The 16,259-nt window shown below is 70.5% G+C and carries 16 protein-coding genes; 4 read left to right on the top strand and 12 right to left on the bottom strand.

Translation table 11 applies throughout. The features are described from left to right. Positions 1–33 precede the first annotated feature (33 nt). The 7 genes from secF to NQ165_RS02450 form a co-directional block, all read right to left on the bottom strand. On the bottom strand, positions 34–1,023 hold the full coding sequence (gene secF / locus NQ165_RS02480) for a protein translocase subunit SecF (protein ID WP_257530960.1): 990 nt from the start codon (positions 1,021–1,023) through the stop codon (positions 34–36). Next, on the bottom strand, positions 1,023–2,750 hold the full coding sequence (gene secD, locus NQ165_RS02475; RefSeq protein WP_257530958.1) for a protein translocase subunit SecD: 1,728 nt from the start codon (positions 2,748–2,750) through the stop codon (positions 1,023–1,025). Before secD ends, secF begins: the two co-directional genes overlap by 1 nt. 43 nt (positions 2,751–2,793) lie before the next feature. Continuing rightward, on the bottom strand, positions 2,794–3,240 hold the full coding sequence (gene yajC / locus NQ165_RS02470; protein WP_257530956.1) for a preprotein translocase subunit YajC: 447 nt from the start codon (positions 3,238–3,240) through the stop codon (positions 2,794–2,796). A gap of 81 nt (positions 3,241–3,321) precedes the next feature. After that, positions 3,322–4,383 (bottom strand): Holliday junction branch migration DNA helicase RuvB, encoded by a 1,062-nt coding sequence (ruvB, locus tag NQ165_RS02465; RefSeq protein ID WP_257530954.1) that lies wholly within the window; start codon positions 4,381–4,383, stop codon positions 3,322–3,324. Further along, positions 4,376–5,002 (bottom strand): Holliday junction branch migration protein RuvA, encoded by a 627-nt coding sequence (gene ruvA, locus NQ165_RS02460; RefSeq protein WP_257530952.1) that lies wholly within the window; start codon positions 5,000–5,002, stop codon positions 4,376–4,378. Before ruvA ends, ruvB begins: the two co-directional genes overlap by 8 nt. Before the next feature lie 56 nt (positions 5,003–5,058). Further along, positions 5,059–5,628, bottom strand: a complete 570-nt coding sequence (gene ruvC / locus NQ165_RS02455) for a crossover junction endodeoxyribonuclease RuvC (RefSeq protein ID WP_257530950.1) — start codon at positions 5,626–5,628, stop codon at positions 5,059–5,061. 70 nt (positions 5,629–5,698) lie between these two features. After that, positions 5,699–6,463: a YebC/PmpR family DNA-binding transcriptional regulator gene (locus NQ165_RS02450; protein ID WP_257530948.1), complete on the bottom strand. Its 765-nt coding sequence runs from the start codon at positions 6,461–6,463 to the stop codon at positions 5,699–5,701. Between the two features lie 83 nt (positions 6,464–6,546). Between NQ165_RS02450 and NQ165_RS02445 the strand changes: the two genes are divergently transcribed. Next, complete coding sequence (locus NQ165_RS02445; protein ID WP_257530945.1) at positions 6,547–7,926, top strand: aminotransferase class V-fold PLP-dependent enzyme; 1,380 nt, start codon at positions 6,547–6,549, stop codon at positions 7,924–7,926. 13 nt (positions 7,927–7,939) lie between these two features. On the opposite strand, the gene pdxT is transcribed toward NQ165_RS02445, so the two are convergent. Then, complete coding sequence (pdxT, locus tag NQ165_RS02440; RefSeq protein WP_257530943.1) at positions 7,940–8,530, bottom strand: pyridoxal 5'-phosphate synthase glutaminase subunit PdxT; 591 nt, start codon at positions 8,528–8,530, stop codon at positions 7,940–7,942. A gap of 2 nt (positions 8,531–8,532) precedes the next feature. Continuing rightward, the gene (gene pdxS / locus NQ165_RS02435) at positions 8,533–9,465 is read right to left on the bottom strand and encodes a pyridoxal 5'-phosphate synthase lyase subunit PdxS (protein WP_257530941.1); all 933 of its coding nucleotides are present in this window, start codon (positions 9,463–9,465) and stop codon (positions 8,533–8,535) included. Between the two features lie 41 nt (positions 9,466–9,506). Between pdxS and NQ165_RS02430 the strand changes: the two genes are divergently transcribed. Both NQ165_RS02430 and pdxY read left to right on the top strand, forming a co-directional pair. Then, complete coding sequence (locus NQ165_RS02430) at positions 9,507–10,844, top strand: aminotransferase class I/II-fold pyridoxal phosphate-dependent enzyme (protein ID WP_257530939.1); 1,338 nt, start codon at positions 9,507–9,509, stop codon at positions 10,842–10,844. A gap of 16 nt (positions 10,845–10,860) precedes the next feature. Then, a complete protein-coding gene (pdxY, locus tag NQ165_RS02425) occupies positions 10,861–11,712 on the top strand; it encodes a pyridoxal kinase PdxY (protein WP_257530937.1) in 852 nt (283 codons plus the stop codon). A 24-nt stretch (positions 11,713–11,736) separates the two neighbouring features. Here the strand turns inward: pdxY and NQ165_RS02420 are convergent, their stop codons facing one another. From NQ165_RS02420 to thrS, 3 genes are read right to left on the bottom strand one after another with little or no spacing between them, the layout of a single operon-like run. Next, positions 11,737–12,345, bottom strand: a complete 609-nt coding sequence (locus NQ165_RS02420) for a hypothetical protein (RefSeq protein WP_257530935.1) — start codon at positions 12,343–12,345, stop codon at positions 11,737–11,739. A gap of 23 nt (positions 12,346–12,368) precedes the next feature. Continuing rightward, positions 12,369–12,911: an HIT domain-containing protein gene (locus NQ165_RS02415; RefSeq protein WP_257530933.1), complete on the bottom strand. Its 543-nt coding sequence runs from the start codon at positions 12,909–12,911 to the stop codon at positions 12,369–12,371. After that, entirely contained in the window at positions 12,908–14,917 is a 2,010-nt protein-coding gene (thrS, locus tag NQ165_RS02410; protein ID WP_257530931.1) for a threonine--tRNA ligase, read from the bottom strand. Before thrS ends, NQ165_RS02415 begins: the two co-directional genes overlap by 4 nt. A gap of 172 nt (positions 14,918–15,089) precedes the next feature. On the opposite strand from thrS, the gene NQ165_RS02405 reads away from it, so the two are divergent. Continuing rightward, the gene (locus tag NQ165_RS02405) at positions 15,090–16,247 is read left to right on the top strand and encodes an SLC13 family permease (protein ID WP_257531725.1); all 1,158 of its coding nucleotides are present in this window, start codon (positions 15,090–15,092) and stop codon (positions 16,245–16,247) included. Positions 16,248–16,259 lie beyond the last annotated feature (12 nt).

Below are 16,259 nucleotides of genomic sequence, written 5' to 3'. Positions count from 1 at the left end.
GATTCTACGCCCGCGACGGGGCGCGCCGCCGATTCAGGCCCCGGTCAGGGCGAGTTCTCGGGAGGCGCGCACCCGCTCATCGCGGGCCTTGATCGCCGGCTCGTTCTCGCGCATCAGCGAGTAGAGCGGAGCGGCGACGAACACGGTGGAGTATGCCGCGACGATCGTGCCGACGAAGATCGACAGCGAGATGTCGGTGAGGGTCTGCGCACCGAGCCACAGCGCTCCGATGAAGAGGATCGCGCCCGTCGGGAGGATGGCGACGATCGTCGTGTTGATCGAGCGCACCAGCGTCTGGTTGACGGCGAGGTTCACCGACTCGCCGAACAGCCGCCCGGAGTTCTCCCCGTCTTCCGTGGTGTTCTCCCTGATCTTGTCGAACACCACCGTCGTGTCGTATAGGGCGTACGAGAGGATCGTGAGGAATCCGATCACCGCAGCCGGCGAGATCTCGAATCCGAACAGCGCGTAGATACCGACCGTGATGATGAGCACGTCGACGAGTCCGATGATCGCGGCGACCGACATCTTCCAGGTGCGGAAGTACAGCGCGAGGATCAGGAAGGTCAGGGCGAGGAAGATCGCCAGGCCCCAGAGGGACTGCCGGGTGACGTCCGCACCCCAGCTCGGTCCGATGAACGACGAGGTGACCTCGGCCTGGTCGACGCCGTACACATCGGCCAGAGCCGCGGTGACGGCGCGGGTCTCGGCATCCGACATCTGGTCGGTCTGCACACGGATCGCTTCGCCGCCGACGGTGGTGACCTTCGTCGTCGCACCGGGCACGACCGACTGCACGGCCTCCGTTGCGAGTGCCTGGTCGGTCTCGGCCACGTTCGACACGGTGAACTGCGAGCCGCCGGTGAACTCGATCGAGAACTGCACGGGGCGGAACAGCGGCACGAGGGCCGCGCCGATCACCAGCGCCGCGGCGATGATGAACCACAGCCGCCGCTTCGGGATGAACGGCAGCGAGAGCTTGCCGGTGTAGAGGTCGTTGCCGAAGTTGCTCATGGCGCCCATCAGCTGTCCCCCTCCTTGGTGCGGCCGGTATCGCCGCCGTGACGCGACGCAGCCAGCTCGGCTTGTTTGCGTTCGGCGATGGTCTGCCGTCGTTCGGCTTCACCCTTGGCCCGCGCTGCGCGCTTGCCGGCGCCGCTCTTGGCAGGCACGATCGGCGCGCGGAACTGCGCGCGGCCCCGGTAGACGGCGCCGAGGGCAGCCGGATCCAGACCCGAAAGCGGGTGCCCCGAGCCGAAGAACCGCGTGCGTGCCAGCAGCTGCAGCGTCGGGTGCGTGAACAGGATGAAGATCACCACGTCGATGACGGTCGTGAGTCCCAGCGTGAACGCGAAGCCCTTCACGGTGGCGTCGGCGAGGATGTACAGCACGACGGCGGCGAGCACGTTGATCGACTTGGAGATGTAGATCGTGCGCTTGGCTCGCGCCCAGCCGTCCTCGACGGCGCCGGTGATGGTCTTCCCGTCTCGCAGTTCATCGCGGATGCGTTCGAAGTAGACGATGAACGAGTCGGCGGTGAAGCCGATCGACACGATGACGCCCGCGACACCGGCGAGCGACAGGCGGAAGCCCATGCGCCACGCGAGGATGCACAGCGCGATGTAGGTGAGCACGCCCATCACCAGCAGCGACGCGATGATGATGAACCCGAGCGCGCGGTAGACGGCGACCGAGTAGAGCGCCACCAGCAGCAGGCCGATGAGGCCGGCGATCAGTCCGATCTGCAGCTGCTGGGAGCCGAGGGTCGCGGAGATCGTGCTCGAGCTCTGCACCTCGAAGCTCAGCGGCAGCGCGCCGTACTTGAGCTGGTCGGCAAGGACCTGGGCCGTCTCCTGCGTGAAGCTGCCGGTGATCTGCGGCTTGCCGTCGAGGATCACCGCGTTCATCGAGGGGGCCGACAGGACGTAGCCGTCGAGGATGAACGCGAACTGGTTCAACGGCGGGCTCTGGCCGTACAGCCGCTGGCTGATCTCACCGAACTCGCGGGTGCCCTGATCGTCGAAGACGAGGTTGACGGCCCACTGGCCGTTCTGCTGCACGATGCCGTGGCTGGCGTCGGCGATCGACGAGCCGTCGAGCTCCACCGGTCCGAGGATGTACTTGACGCTTCCCGACGGGTCGCAGGTGATCAAGGGCTGGTCGGCGGGTGCGGACGCCGGGTCGTTCTCGGGGTTCGCGCAGTCGTACGCCAGGTACGCCGCCTCGAGCGCCGGGGTGATCCACGCCAGGTCACTGCCACTGGTGGGCTCGGTTGACGGAGTGGCCTGCAGCGACGGGTCGGGCTCGGGGTACGGCGTGGCGTTGCCGTCCTCGCCGACGAACGTGTTCGCGGGGGCGCCTGTGGCCAGCACGGCGCGCAGCTGCAGCTGCGCCGAGGCCTCGATGCGCTCGCGGGTGGCCTCGTCGGCCTCGCCGGGGATCTGCACGACGACGTTGCGGCCGCCCTCGGTGGTGACGTCGGCCTCGCCGACACCCGAGGCGTCGACGCGCTGGCGGATGATCGTGACCGCCTGATCCATCTGCTCGGTGCTCGGGTTGGCACCGTCCTCGGTCTGGGCCTCGAGGATGATCTGCGTACCGCCCTGGAGGTCGAGCGCGAGCTCGGGAACCCAGGAGCTCTTACCGAAGACGTACACGCCGAGGGCGTTGATGCCGAACAGCACGGCGGTGATGACCAGCAGACCGGTCAGGGCGCGCCAGGCATGACGGACGGGAGTGGGAGTGGCCACGTGTGGTCAGCTTTCTCGGGCACCGCGTCAGCGGCGACGCGGATCAGGCCTGGGGCTTGGCGCCCGGGTCGGAATCGGTGCCCGACGCGCGCTCGCGGTCGTCATCGATGGAGATGATCTCGCCGTCTGCGACGTCGGCGACATACTCCGCCTCGTCGGCCTCGGACTCGATGAACTCGTCCTCGGTGACCGCGCCTTCGGCGGGGTCGACCACGCGCAGGATGGCCTGGCTGTGCACCTTGATCTCCACGCCCGGCGCGATCTCGACGATCGCGGGCTGGTCGAGGTTCTCGGGGTCGTACTCGACGATGGTGCCGTAAAGGCCGCCCTGCAGCAGCACCTCGGCGCCGGGGACGGTCTGGCGGGCCTTGGTCTCCTGCTCGGCCTTCTGGCGCTGCATGCGGCGACGCGAGCTCCAGAACATGAACACCAGGAGCAGACCGAGCATGAGGATGAGGCCGTACTCGGCGAAGAAGGCAGCGAATTCCATGGAGGTGAGATCACCTTTCGGTTCGGGCGTGCCGACGCGGAACGACCCAGCACAGGAGATGGCGGCGTAAGCCTTCAGTGATTATAGGTCATCGATGCGCAACGCCCCGTCACCGTGCGGGACGCGCAGGTGCGCGCAGGCCTCAGGCGTGGCGATGCGTCCTCGCGGCGTGCGCCCCATGAATCCGATGCGCACGAGGTACGGCTCGACCACCGACTCGATCGTCTCCGCTTCCTCCCCCACCGTCACCGCGAGGGTGCCGAGGCCCACGGGTCCGCCGCGGAATCGGCGCACGAGCGCATCGAGCACGGCGCGGTCCAGGCGGTCCAGCCCGATGGGGTCGACGTCATACAACTCCAGCGCGGCGTTGACGTCGGCCTGCGTGGCGGCGGGACGCGTGCCGTCACCGCCGGCGCGGCCGGGCTGGCCGTGGACGATGACGTAGTCGCGCACCCGGCGCAGAAGCCGGTTGGCGATACGCGGGGTGCCCCTCGAGCGCCGTGCGATCTCCGACCGGGCGTGTGCGGGCAGACCGAGACCGAGCACGAGGGCGGAGCGCTCGATCACCTGCTCGAGCTCGTCGGGCTCGTAGTACTCCAGGTGGGCGGTGAAGCCGAAGCGGTCGCGCAGCGGGTTGGGCAGCATGCCCGACCGGGTCGTCGCGCCGACCAGGGTGAAGGGGGCGAGCTCGAGCGGGATGCTCGTGGCACCCGCGCCCTTGCCGACCATGATGTCGATGCGGAAGTCCTCCATCGCGAGGTAGAGCATCTCCTCGGCCGAGCGGGCCATGCGGTGGATCTCGTCGATGAAGAGCACCTCGCCCGGGGTGAGACTCGACAGCAGCGCCGCGAGGTCGCCGGCGTGCTGGATCGCGGGACCCGATGACAGGCGCAGCGGCCGGTCGCTCTCGTGCGCGACGATCATTGCGAGCGTCGTCTTGCCGAGGCCCGGGGGGCCGGACAGCAGGATGTGGTCGGCCGGCCGCTGCTGGATGCGTGCGGCCTCGAGCAGCAGCTGCAGCTGGCCGCGCACCTTGTGCTGGCCGACGAACTCGGCCAGCGACGTGGGGCGCAGGGCACCCTCGACGGCCAGTTCGATCTCGTCCTGCGGCTCGGCGGGGTCTCGGACCTCCGTGTCATCCACCGGCGGGCTCCTTGCGTGCCGGCCCGAGCTGGGCGAGCGTCAGTCGCAGCAGGGCGGGCACATCGCCGCGATCGCGATCGGATGCCGCCTCGGCCACGCCGCCCACGGCCTCGGTGGCGATCCTCTCGCTCCAGCCGAGACCGACGAGCGCGGCCACGACCTGCGCGATCACCGCGGCGTCGGCGCGGGGTGCGGGCGCCGCGGCCGACCCGAGCCCGAGCGCCTGCAGCTTGCCGGCGAGCTGCACCACGATGAGCTTGGCGGTCTTGGGGCCGATGCCCGACACCCGACGGAACGGCGCGTCGTCCTCGGCGGCGACGGCCTGCGCGATCTGCGCGACGCTGAGCGAGGTGAGCACACCCAGCGCCGACTTCGGACCCACCCCGGAGACGCTGATGAGCTGGAGGAACACGGCGAGTTCGTCGCGCTCGGCGAACCCGTAGAGCGACAGGGCGTCTTCGCGCACGATGAGGTGCGTGTGCAGCACGATCTCGTCGCCCACGTGGAAGGTGCGCGACAGCTGCGGCGTCACCGCGATCGAGAAGCCGACGCCGTTGACGTCGACGATCACACTGTCGGGGTCGAGGTGCAGCACGCGGCCGCGCGCAGAGGAGATCATGCTCCGAGCCTACGGGCGCGCTCGGACATTTGTTCTATCGACACGCGCCGCCGGCGTCAGCGCCGCACTCGCTCGGCATCCGCCCATGCCCGCTGCGCCGGCGTGAGCGTTCCGGCGGCCGCGACGGTCGCGGTCGACCCTCCGCGCCAGCCGTGGCAGAGGGCGAGCGCCAGGGCGTCGGCGGCGTCCGCCGGCTGCGGCAGCTCGTCCAGGCGCAGCACACGGGCGACCATCGTCTGCACCTGCAGCTTGTCGGCCGCGCCGTAGCCTGTCACCGCGGCCTTGACCTCCGACGGGGTGTGGGTCGCCGCAGGCAGCCCGCGCTCCCCTGCCAGCAGCAGCGCGATGCCGCTCGCCTGCGCGGTCCCCATCACGGTGCTGCGGTTGTTCTGGGCGAACACCCGCTCCACGGCGACCACGTCGGGCCGATGTGCGTCGAGCACCGCGCGCAGCCCCGCGGCGATGGCCGCGAGCCGCTGCTCGATGGGCAACGTCGCCTCGGTGCGCACCACACCGACGTGCACGAGCGACGCCGATCGGTTACGGGCCACGTCGACCACGCCCACGCCGCACCGGGTCAGACCGGGGTCGACGCCGAGCACGCGGAGGATGCCGGTGGATGCCATTCCCCCACGCTAACCCGCGGCGCGCGGCGCCCGGCCCAGGCGCTCCGGGCCGCGGCCGTGCGGGGTGCGGTCAGTCCTCGGAGTCGTTCTCCAGCTCGGCCTGCACCTCGGGGGTGAGGTCGAAGTTGCTGAAGACGTTCTGCACGTCGTCGCTGTCTTCGAGGGCGTCGATGAGCCGGAAGATCTTGCGCGCGGTGTCGACGTCGATCTCGACCTTCAGGTTCGGCACGAACTCCACGTCGGCCGACTCGTAGTCGATCCCGGCATCCTGCAGCGCCGTGCGCACCTTGACGAGGTCGGACGCCTCGGTGATGACTTCGAACCCCTGTCCGTGGGGCAGGATCTCCTCGGCGCCGGCGTCGAGCACGGCGAGCATCACGTCGTCTTCGGTGGTGTTCTCCGACGACACGACGATGACACCCTTGCGTGTGAAGTTGTACGCCACGCTGCCGGGGTCGGCCAGCGTGCCGCCGTTGCGGGTGAGCGCGGTGCGCACCTCGGCCGCTGCGCGGTTCTTGTTGTCGGTCAGACACTCGATCATGAGCGCCACGCCGTTGGGGCCGTAGCCCTCGTACATGATCGAGGTGTACTCGACGGCCTCTCCCCCGATGCCCGCTCCGCGCTTGATGGCGCGGTCGATGTTGTCGTTGGGGACCGAAGTCTTCTTCGCCTTCTGCACCGCGTCGTAGAGCGTGGGGTTGCCGGAGAGGTCGGCGCCGCCGATCTTGGCGGCGACTTCGATGTTCTTGATGAGCTTGGCGAACGACTTGGCACGACGCGCGTCGATGACGGCCTTCTTGTGCTTGGTCGTCGCCCACTTGGAGTGGCCGGACATGCGGAACAGTCTAAAGGGACAGGTACCGCTCGCGCGCGACGCACCCGGTGGTGCCGAGCGCCACGTCGGAGGACACTGGCGGCATGGACGAGAGGGAACGGGCCCTCGGCGCGGCCTACCGCGCGGCGTTGGGGTTCTTCGACGACCTGGACGAACGCCCGGTCTGGCCGCGTGCTGACCTCGATGAGATGCTCTCCGCCTTCGGCCGCTCGCTGCCGGACGGGCCGAGCGATGCCGGCGCGGTGATCGCGGAGCTGGTCGACCGCGCGGAGCCCGGTCTCGTGTCGATCCCCGGCGGGCGCTTCTTCGGCTTCGTCATCGGCGGCACTGTGCCGGCTGCGCTGGCCGCCGACTGGCTGGTGTCGGCGTGGGATCAGAACTCGGGTTCGAGCACGATGACCCCCACCGTCGTCGCGCTCGAGCGCATCGCCGGCGCGTGGGTGTGCGAGCTGCTCGGCCTGGCGGCGACGGCATCGGTCGGCTTCGTCACCGGCGCCCAGATGGCGAACTTCGCCTGTCTCGCCGCCGCGCGGCACGCCATGCTGCGACGCGCGGGATGGGATCTCGTGCAGCGCGGGCTGCGCGGTGCACCGCCGCTGCGCTTCCTCGCCGGCGCCGACCGTCACGGTGCGGTCGACCGCGCGCTGCGCTTCGCCGGGGTCGGCAGCGACGAGATCACCGTCGTCGCCTCCGACGATCAGGGGCGGATGCTGCCGGAAGCGCTGTCGCAGGAGCTTGCGGCCGGCGCGGGCGCGCCGGCGATCCTGTGCCTGCAGGCCGGCGAGGTGCATTCGGGCGCCTTCGATCGGTTCGACCAGCTCATCCCTCTCGCTCGACGCCACGGCGCATGGGTGCACGTGGACGGTGCGTTCGGTCTCTGGGCTGCAGCGACCCCCATGCTGCGCCATCTCACCGCGGGCGTCGGTCAGGCCGACTCCTGGGCCACCGACGCACACAAGACGCTGAACGTCCCCTACGACTGCGGCATGGCGATCATGCGCGATCCCGCCGACTCGGTCGCCCTCTTCCATGCCGCCGGCGACTACCTCATCCATACGAGCCTCGATCCGTGGGACATCACCCCGGAGCTCTCGCGCCGCGGCCGCGGCGTGCCGGCATGGGCTGCGCTGCGTTCTCTCGGCAGAGACGGTGTGGTCGAGCTGGTCGAGCGGCTCCACCGCAACGCGCGGCAGCTCGAGGCGCGTCTGCGGGCCATCCCCGGGATCAGCGTCGTCAACGACGTCGTCTACACCCAGGTGATGTTCCGCCTCGACGATGATGACGCGACGCGGCAACTGGGGGCCGCGATCCTCGCCGATGGAACCGCCGCGCTCACCGGCGCCCAGTGGCGCGGGCGCGCCGTGCTGCGCTGCTCGATGTCGAACTGGGCGACCTCGTCCGCCGATATCGACCGCACGGCGGATGCGATCGCGCGGCTGTCGCCGACGGTGGCATCCGCCTGACGCCGGAGGTCGGTCAGCGCTCGTCCGCCAGTTGCAGCAGCAGCGCGTGGAAGCGATCGTCCCCTGTCACCTCGGGATGGAACGCGGTGCCAAGGAGCCGTTGCTGACGCACCGCGACGATGCCGCCGTCGCCCAGCGCGGCCAGCACCTCGACACCCGGCCCGACCGAGATCACTCTCGGAGCGCGGATGAACGCCGCGTGCACCGGCGGGGCGCCGAGCGCCTGCACGTCGAGGTCGGCCTCGAAAGACTCGGCCTGGGACCCGAACGCGTTGCGCTGCACCGTCGCGTCGATGCCGCCGAAGGTCTGCTGTCCTGGCGCCCCATCGATGATCCGGTCGGCGAGCAGGATGAGGCCCGCGCACGTGCCGTACACCGCCAGCCCCGCCGCGATGCGCGCGCGGAGCGGGCCGTGCAGCCCGAACGTGCGAGACAGCTTGTCGATGACGCTCGACTCGCCGCCGGGGATGACGAGGGCGTCGACGGATGCCACATCCGCGGGCGTGCGGACCGGTACCGCGTCGGCGCCCAGCCGGCTCAGCACGCGCAGGTGCTCGCGCACGTCGCCCTGCAGGGCGAGGACTCCGGCACGCCGTGCCGCCATGACTACCAGCCGCGGTCCGCGAGGCGGTGGGGAGCGGCGAGGTCGGCGACGTTGATGCCGACCATGGCCTCCCCGAGGCCGCGGGAGGCGTCCGTGACGACCCGCGGGTCGTCGAAGAACGTGACGGCCTTCACGATCGCCGCAGCGCGCGCCGCCGGGTCGCCGCTCTTGAAGATGCCCGATCCCACGAAGACCCCGTCGGCACCGAGCTGCATCATCATCGCGGCGTCCGCGGGCGTCGCCACCCCGCCCGCGACGAAGAGCACCACGGGCAGTCGCCCCTGCTCGGCGACGTCGGCCACCAGCTCGTAGGGCGCCTGCAGCTCCTTCGCCGCCACGTACAGCTCGTCCCTGCTCATGGAGCGCAACCGAGCGATCTCGGCGGAGATGGTGCGGATGTGGCGCGTCGCCTCGGACACGTCGCCGGTGCCCGCCTCGCCCTTCGAGCGGATCATCGCGGCGCCTTCGGTCATGCGGCGCAGTGCCTCGCCGAGGTTCGTCGCACCGCAGACGAAGGGGACGGTGAACGGCCACTTGTCGATGTGGTGGACGTAGTCGGCGGGCGAGAGCACCTCGGATTCGTCGATGTAGTCCACGCCGAGCTGCTGCAGCACCTGCGCCTCGACGAAGTGGCCGATGCGCGCCTTCGCCATGACGGGGATCGACACGGCGGCGATGATGTCGTCGATGAGCTGGGGATCGCTCATCCGGGCGACGCCGCCCTGCGCCCGGATGTCGGCGGGAACCCGTTCCAGCGCCATCACCGCCACCGCGCCGGCGTCCTCGGCGATGCGCGCCTGCTCGGCGGTGACGACGTCCATGATCACCCCGCCCTTGAGCATCTCGGCCAGTCCCCGCTTCACGCGGGCCGATCCGGTCGTCGCGGCCTGCAGCGGGTTCTCCGGCGCCTGCGCGGCGCGCTCAATGTTTGGCATAGGCCAGACGCTAGCATGTCCTGAGCTGTAGATTCGAGCAGATGGAGAACGCGACGGTGACCGACGGGATCACGGGGACGACCGCGGCGGAGATCGCCGACAGCGTGCGCGCCCTCGTCGACAGCGCGCATCTCGCTCCCGGTGACGCGCTCCCGCCGGTGCGCACACTGGCCGACCGCCTCGGGGTCAACCGCAACACCGTCGTCGCCGCCTACCGCCTGCTCGGCCAGGCGGGGCTCGTCGCGTCGCACGGCCGCGGCGGCACGAGGGTGGCCTCCCCCGCACCGATGCCCATCGAGGGGTTCGCGCAGGACAGCGTGCTGCGCGACGTCGGCGACGGGAACCCCGACCCGGCGCTGATCCCCGATCTCACCGGCGCGCTCGCCGCGCTCGCCGGCCGCCCTGTGCTGTACGGCGAACCCGTCATCGACCCCGATCTGGAGCGCTGGGCGCGCGGCTGGATGACCCCGGACGTCGCAGACCCGGCGGCGATGCGCATCACCGTCACCGGTGGCGCGGTCGACGCGATGGAGCGACTGCTCGCCGGGGCGCTGGTGCGCGATGACGCCGTCGCCCTCGAGGACCCCTGCTTCCTGTCCAGCATCCGCACCGTGCGTCTGGGCGGCTACCGCCCCGTCCCCGTGGCCGTCGACGACGAGGGGATGACCGTCGACGGACTCGCCCGCGCCCTGGCGGACGGCGTGCGGGCGGTGATCTGCACCCCGCGTGCGCAGAACCCGACCGGCGTGAGTCTCACCGCCCGGCGCGCCGCCGACCTGCGGGCCGTCCTGGGCGACCACCCCCATGTGCTCGTCGTGATGGACGACCACCTCTCGCTGCTGACCGATCGGCCCTATCACTCGATCGTGGGCGCGTCGCACCGCCGCTGGGCACTGGTGCGCTCGGTGTCGAAGTTCCTGGGCCCCGACATGTGCCTCGCGGTCGCGGCGACCGACGCCGAGACCGCCGGTCGCCTGGCGATGCGCCTCAGCCCCGGCACGACCTGGGTCAGTCACCTGCTGCAGCGCCTCACCGTCGCGCAGGTCACCGATCCTGCCGTGATGGCAGCGGTGCAGCGCGCCGGCGCGCACTACCTGGCCCGCAACCGTGCGTTCGCCGCACGGCTGAGCGCCCACGGCCTCACCTGCCGCGCCGGGGACGGACTCAGTCTGTGGGTGCACCTCGGTGTGCCCGCCCGCGCGGTGACCGATCAGCTGATGCGCCGCGGCTGGCTGGCCCGGCCCGGCGACGAGTTCGCCCTGGCCGACGGCGGGGCGTCCGAGCGCCTGCGCCTCACCGTCCACACCCTGTCCGACGCCGAGGCGGAGCGCCTGGCCGCCGACGTCGCCGCCGCCGTCCGCATGACGGCATCCCGATGAGAGAAGGTCCCCTGTCGTGAACATCCTGTCGATCCAGTCCGCCGTCGCCTACGGGCACGTCGGCAACTCCGCCGCGGTGTTCCCGCTGCAGCGCATCGGCGTGGAGGTGCTGCCGGTCTACACCGTGAACTTCTCCAACCACACCGGCTACGGCTCGTGGCGCGGCCCGATGATCTCGCCGGACGACGTGCGCGCGGTGATCGCCGGCATCGAGGAGCGCGGCGCGTTCCCCGAGATCGACGTCGTGCTGTCGGGCTACCAGGGCGGCGAGGGCATCGGCGACGTGATCATCGACACCGTGCGCCGGGTGAAGGAAGCCAATCCGGATGCCGTCTACGCGTGCGACCCGGTGATGGGCAACGCGAAGTCCGGCTGCTTCGTCGCACCCACGATCCCCGTGCTGCTGCGCGAGCGCGTGGTGCCGGTCGCCGACATCATCACGCCCAACCAGTTCGAGCTCGGCTACCTCACCGACACGCAGCCCGCGACGATCGACCAGACGCTGGACGCGGCCGATCTCGCTCGTGCAATGGGTCCGCAGACGGTGCTCGTGACGAGCGTGGAGCGTCCCGACCGCGCCGAGGGCACCATCGAGATGCTCGCCGTCGACGACAGCGGCGCCTGGATCGTGCAGACGCCGCTGCTGCCGATGAAGGCCAACGGCTCGGGTGACGTGACGGCGGCGCTTTTCACCGCTCACTACCGTCGCTCCGGCAGCGCGGCCGAGGCCCTCGCACGGACGACGTCGAGCGTCTACGACCTGCTGCGCACGACGTTCGAGTCCGGCCGGCGAGAACTGGCGCTGGTGGAATCGCAGGAGTACTACGCGCACCCGCTCATGCAGTTCGACGTACGCCAGGTGCGCTGACCGGTCTGCGAGGCGGTGCCGGCGTCAGTAGACGCCGTCCGTCTCGCTCCAGGCCGACTCCCACTGCGCGGCGTCGTCGGGGCAGATGAACCGCGTGCCGAACACCATCATGCTGACCGCGCCTTCGATGGCCTGCGGGTCGCCTCCGGAGACCGCGTCGATGAGCGGCGAGGAGTTCACGTGGGCGCGGAACGTCTCCACGTCGATGGCGTGCCCGTTGAGGATCGACGTCTCGCACGCGTCGAGCGGCAGGGCGAGGGTGATGCTCTCGGCGTTCGCGTCCCAGGTCGCGCCCTGCGACTCGACGTATTCACGCTGCGCGGTGACGAGCTCGATCTGGGCGGGCGTCTTCGCCACCAGCGGCGAGCCGTCGAGCGGCTGCTGCTGGTCGGCGAGGAACCTGTCGCGCTCCGCGAAGGCCGCCGCCATGCCCTCGTCCGCCGCGACATCCTCTGCACCCTCGGAAGGTTCCGGCGTCGGCGCCTCGGCCGTGGCGGGCGCATCGATGCGCTGGGCGCCCTCGGTGGACGGCGCGGTCGTGCAAGCGGTGAGCGACAGGGCGAGCACCCCCGCGGCGGCTGCAGCGGTCAGCGCGCGCGGCGACGGGAGGAAGGCGAATCTTCTCGAAGGCATCCCGCCAGGCTAGCGGGGTGCCGTCACTCCTGAGGCCACGCTGTGGAAACCGCCTCGCGCACCTCGCCGAGCAACTGGGGCAGCGCCTTGGTCTTCGCGATGATCGGGAAGAAGTTCGCATCCGTCGCCCACCGCGGCACGATGTGCTGGTGCAGGTGCTCGTCGACGCCCGCCCCCGCCACCGCGCCCTGATTCATGCCGATGTTGAAGCCGTCGCACCGCGACACCTGGCGCAGCACCCGCATCGCCGTCTGGGTCAGCGCGGCGATCTCGGCGACCTCCTCCGATGTCGCCTGGTCGTACGTCGCGACGTGCCGGTAGGGGCAGACGAGGAGATGTCCGGAGTTGTAGGGGAAGAGGTTCAGCACGACGTAGGCGGTGCGTCCGCGGTGGACGATCAGCCCGTCGGCATCCGACTTCTCCGGAGCGGCGCAGAACGGGCAGGCCGCCCGCATCGCCTCCGGTCCGGCGTTGATGTACGCCATACGGTGGGGCGTCCACAGCCGCTGGAACCCGTCGGGAACGCCCGCGAGGGTCGCGGCGTCGACGAGTTCCTGCGCGCTCACGCGAGGTCCTCCGCCGTGTCGACGAGCTTCTTCTCGGCGATCGCGCGCATCACCAGGGCGATGGCGTCGTCGACGGGCACCCCGTTGGTCTGGGTGCCGTCGCGGAAGCGGAACGACACGGTGCCGGCGGAGCGGTCCTGCTCCCCCGCGATCAGCTGCAGCGGCACCTTCTGCGTCGTGTGCGTGCGGATCTTCTTCTGCATGCGGTCGTCGGAGTGATCGACCTCGGCGCGCACGCCCTGCATGCGCAGCCGGTCGACGATGCCGTCGAGGTAGGCGCCGTACTGCTCCGCCACCGGGATCGCGACGACCTGCACGGGCGCCAGCCACACCGGGAAAGCCCCCGCGTAGTGCTCGAGCAGGATGGCGAAGAAACGCTCGATCGAGCCGAACAGCGCCCGGTGGATCATGATCGGACGGTGCTTCTCGCCGTCGGGACCGGTGTACTCCAGGTCGAAGCGCTCCGGCAGGTTGACGTCGACCTGCACGGTCGACAGCTGCCAGGTGCGCCCGATGGCATCACGGGTCTTCAGGTCGATCTTCGGCCCGTAGAACGCGGCCTCGCCGGGGACCTCGGTGACCTTCAGTCCGCTGGAATGGGCGACATTGCGCAGGGCATTGGTGGAGTACTCCCAGAACTCCTCGGAGCCGATCCACTTCTCCTTCTCGTCGTCGCGCATCGACAGCTCGAGCTCGAAGTCCTCGAGACCGAAGTCGCGCAGCATCGAGAGCACGAACTCCAGCACCCGCGTGGTCTCCGCCTCGAGCTGGTCCGGCGTGACGAACAGGTGCGAGTCGTCCTGGGTGAAGCCGCGCACGCGGGTGAGGCCGTGGAGCGCCCCGGAGAGCTCGTTGCGGTAGACCGTGCCGTTCTCGGCGAGGCGCATCGGCAGATCGCGGTAGCTGCGTGCCCGCTCCTTGTAGATGAGGATGTGCATCGGGCAGTTCATGGGCTTCAGGTAGTAGTCCTGGCCCTGCTTGACGATGTTGCCCTCGGCGTCGCGCTCCTCGTCCATGCGGATGGGCGGGAACATGCCCTCGCGGTAGGTCACGAGGTGGTTGGACTGCAGGAAGAGGTCTTCCTTCGTGATGTGCGGCGTGTAGACGTAGGTGTAGCCGCCCTCGAGGTGACGGCGACGGGCGTGCTGCTCCATCTCGCCACGGACGACGCCGCCCTTGGGGTGCCACACCGACAGGCCGGAGCCGATCTCGTCGGGGAACGAGAACAGGTCCAGCTCTTTACCGAGCTTGCGGTGGTCGCGCTTGGCCGCCTCCTCGAGACGCTGCTGGTATGCCCGCAGCTCGTCCTTCGTCGGCCAGGCGGTGCCGTAGATGCGCTGCAGCTGCGGGTTCTTCTCGCTGCCGCGCCAGTAGGCGCCGGCGATGCGGGTGAGGTCCCAGCCGTTGCCGATCATGCGGGTCCCGGGAACGTGGGGGCCGCGGCAGAGGTCCTTCCACACGGTCTCGCCGTCGCGGCTCACGTTGTCGTAGATGGTGAGCTCGCCGGCGCCGACCTCGACGGAGGCGCCCTCTGCGGCATCCTTCGAGCCGCCCTTGAGGTCGATCAGCTCGAGCTTGAACGGCTCGTCGACCAGCTCCGCGCGTGCCTCCTCGTCGGTGACGACGCGGCGGACGAAGCGCTGGCCCTCACGGACGATGCGCTCCATCTCCTTCTTGATGGCCTTGATGTCCTCGGGGGTGAAGGGCTCCTCCACGCCGAAGTCGTAGTAGAAGCCGTTCTCGATGGGCGGGCCGATGCCGAGGTTCGCCTGCGGGCGGATGCGCTGCACCGCCTGCGCGAGCACGTGGGCGGTGGAGTGCCGCAGGATCGACAGACCGTCGGGGCTGTCGATCGTCACCGGGTCGACGTCGTCGGTCTCTTCGACGGTCGTGGCGAGGTCTTTCAGCTCGCCGTTCACGCGCAGCGCGATCACGCTGCGGTCGGGAAACAGGGCGAACCCGTCGGCGGGGTAGGTCACGTCTGAGGGGATCACGACGTCAGTCACAGGAACTTCTCCAGAAGGTGGCTCGGAACAATGGCTGCTCAGCTTCGGGCGCTCGGCGCCCTGCCCGCTCAGGCCTGAAGCGTTCGCGTGCCGGTGGCCGCGACGACGGTCGCAGCGGCAATCCGGCGCAGTTCCATGCGGACGATTCTAGTGGGGTGCGCGGGCGACCATGATGGATGCCGTGAAGCTCGCCGTGATCGGAGCCGTCCTCCTGCTGGCGGGCGGCGGTGCCGTGCTCGGCGGAGTGCTGCCCGCGGCGGACGCCCTGGCGATCGCCGATCGCGTCTGGCCGATCCTGCTGTTCGTCGTCGCGGTCACCGTCGTGGCGGAGCTCGCCGCCGCAGCGGGCGTCTTCGACGTCGTCGCGGCGTGGCTGGCACGGCTGGCGCGTGGCCGCACCGTCGTGCTGTGGCTCGCCGTGGTGGCGCTGGCCGTCGTCGTCACCGCTTTCCTGTCGCTGGACACCACAGCGGTGCTGCTGACGCCGGTCGTCGTCGTCGTCGCCCGAGCCAACGGCCTGAATCCTCTGCCTTTCGCCTTCACCACCGTGTGGCTGGCCAACACCGGGTCGCTGTTCCTGCCGGTGTCGAACCTGACGAACCTGCTCGCCGCCCACCGGCTCGATGACGGCACCCCATGGGGGTTCCTCGCACTGCTGGGGCCCTCCGCGGTCGTGGCGGTCGCGGTGAGCGTCGCGCTGCTGCTCGCGATCCACCGGCGGCATCTGCGGGGTCGCTACGTCCCCGCCCCGGCGCCGCGGGTCGCCGACCGCGTGCTGCTGCGCGCGGCATCGGTCGTGGTGCTCGTGCTGCTTCCGCTGCTCGTGTCGGGGGTGCCGCCGTGGCGGCCCGCCCTGGCCGCGGCGGCGGCGATGACGTGTCTGTACGCCTGGCGGCGACCCGGCCGGCTGCGGCTGGGGCTCGTGCCGTGGCACCTGGTGGTGTTCGCCTCGGGGCTCTTCCTCGCCGTCGGTGCGCTGCAGGCGGCGGGCGCGGGAGCCCTGATCGCCGCCGTAGCGGGCTCGGGCGATGACCTGGTGTCGCTGTGGCGACTGGCCGGCGCGGGACTGGTGGTCTCCAACGCGATCGACAACCTGCCGGCGTACCTCGCGCTCGAGCCGGTCGCCGACTCGCCCGTGCGGTTGGCCGCGCTGCTCATCGGGGTGAACGCGGGGCCACTGATCACCCCCTGGGCGTCGCTGGCGACACTGCTGTGGCGCGATCGCCTGCGCGCGGTCGGTGTCGACGTGCCGTGGCGGCGCTACGTGCTGCTCGGCCTCGTCGCCGCTCCGCTGATCGTCGCGCTCGCCGTCCTGCCGCTCGCCCGCTGAGTCGGCCGCATC

Origin of the sequence: Microbacterium sp. zg.Y1084, assembly GCF_024623595.1 — a bacterium.
Lineage (GTDB): Bacteria > Actinomycetota > Actinomycetes > Actinomycetales > Microbacteriaceae > Microbacterium > Microbacterium wangruii.
This window is presented reverse-complemented; position numbering and strand designations above follow the sequence as displayed.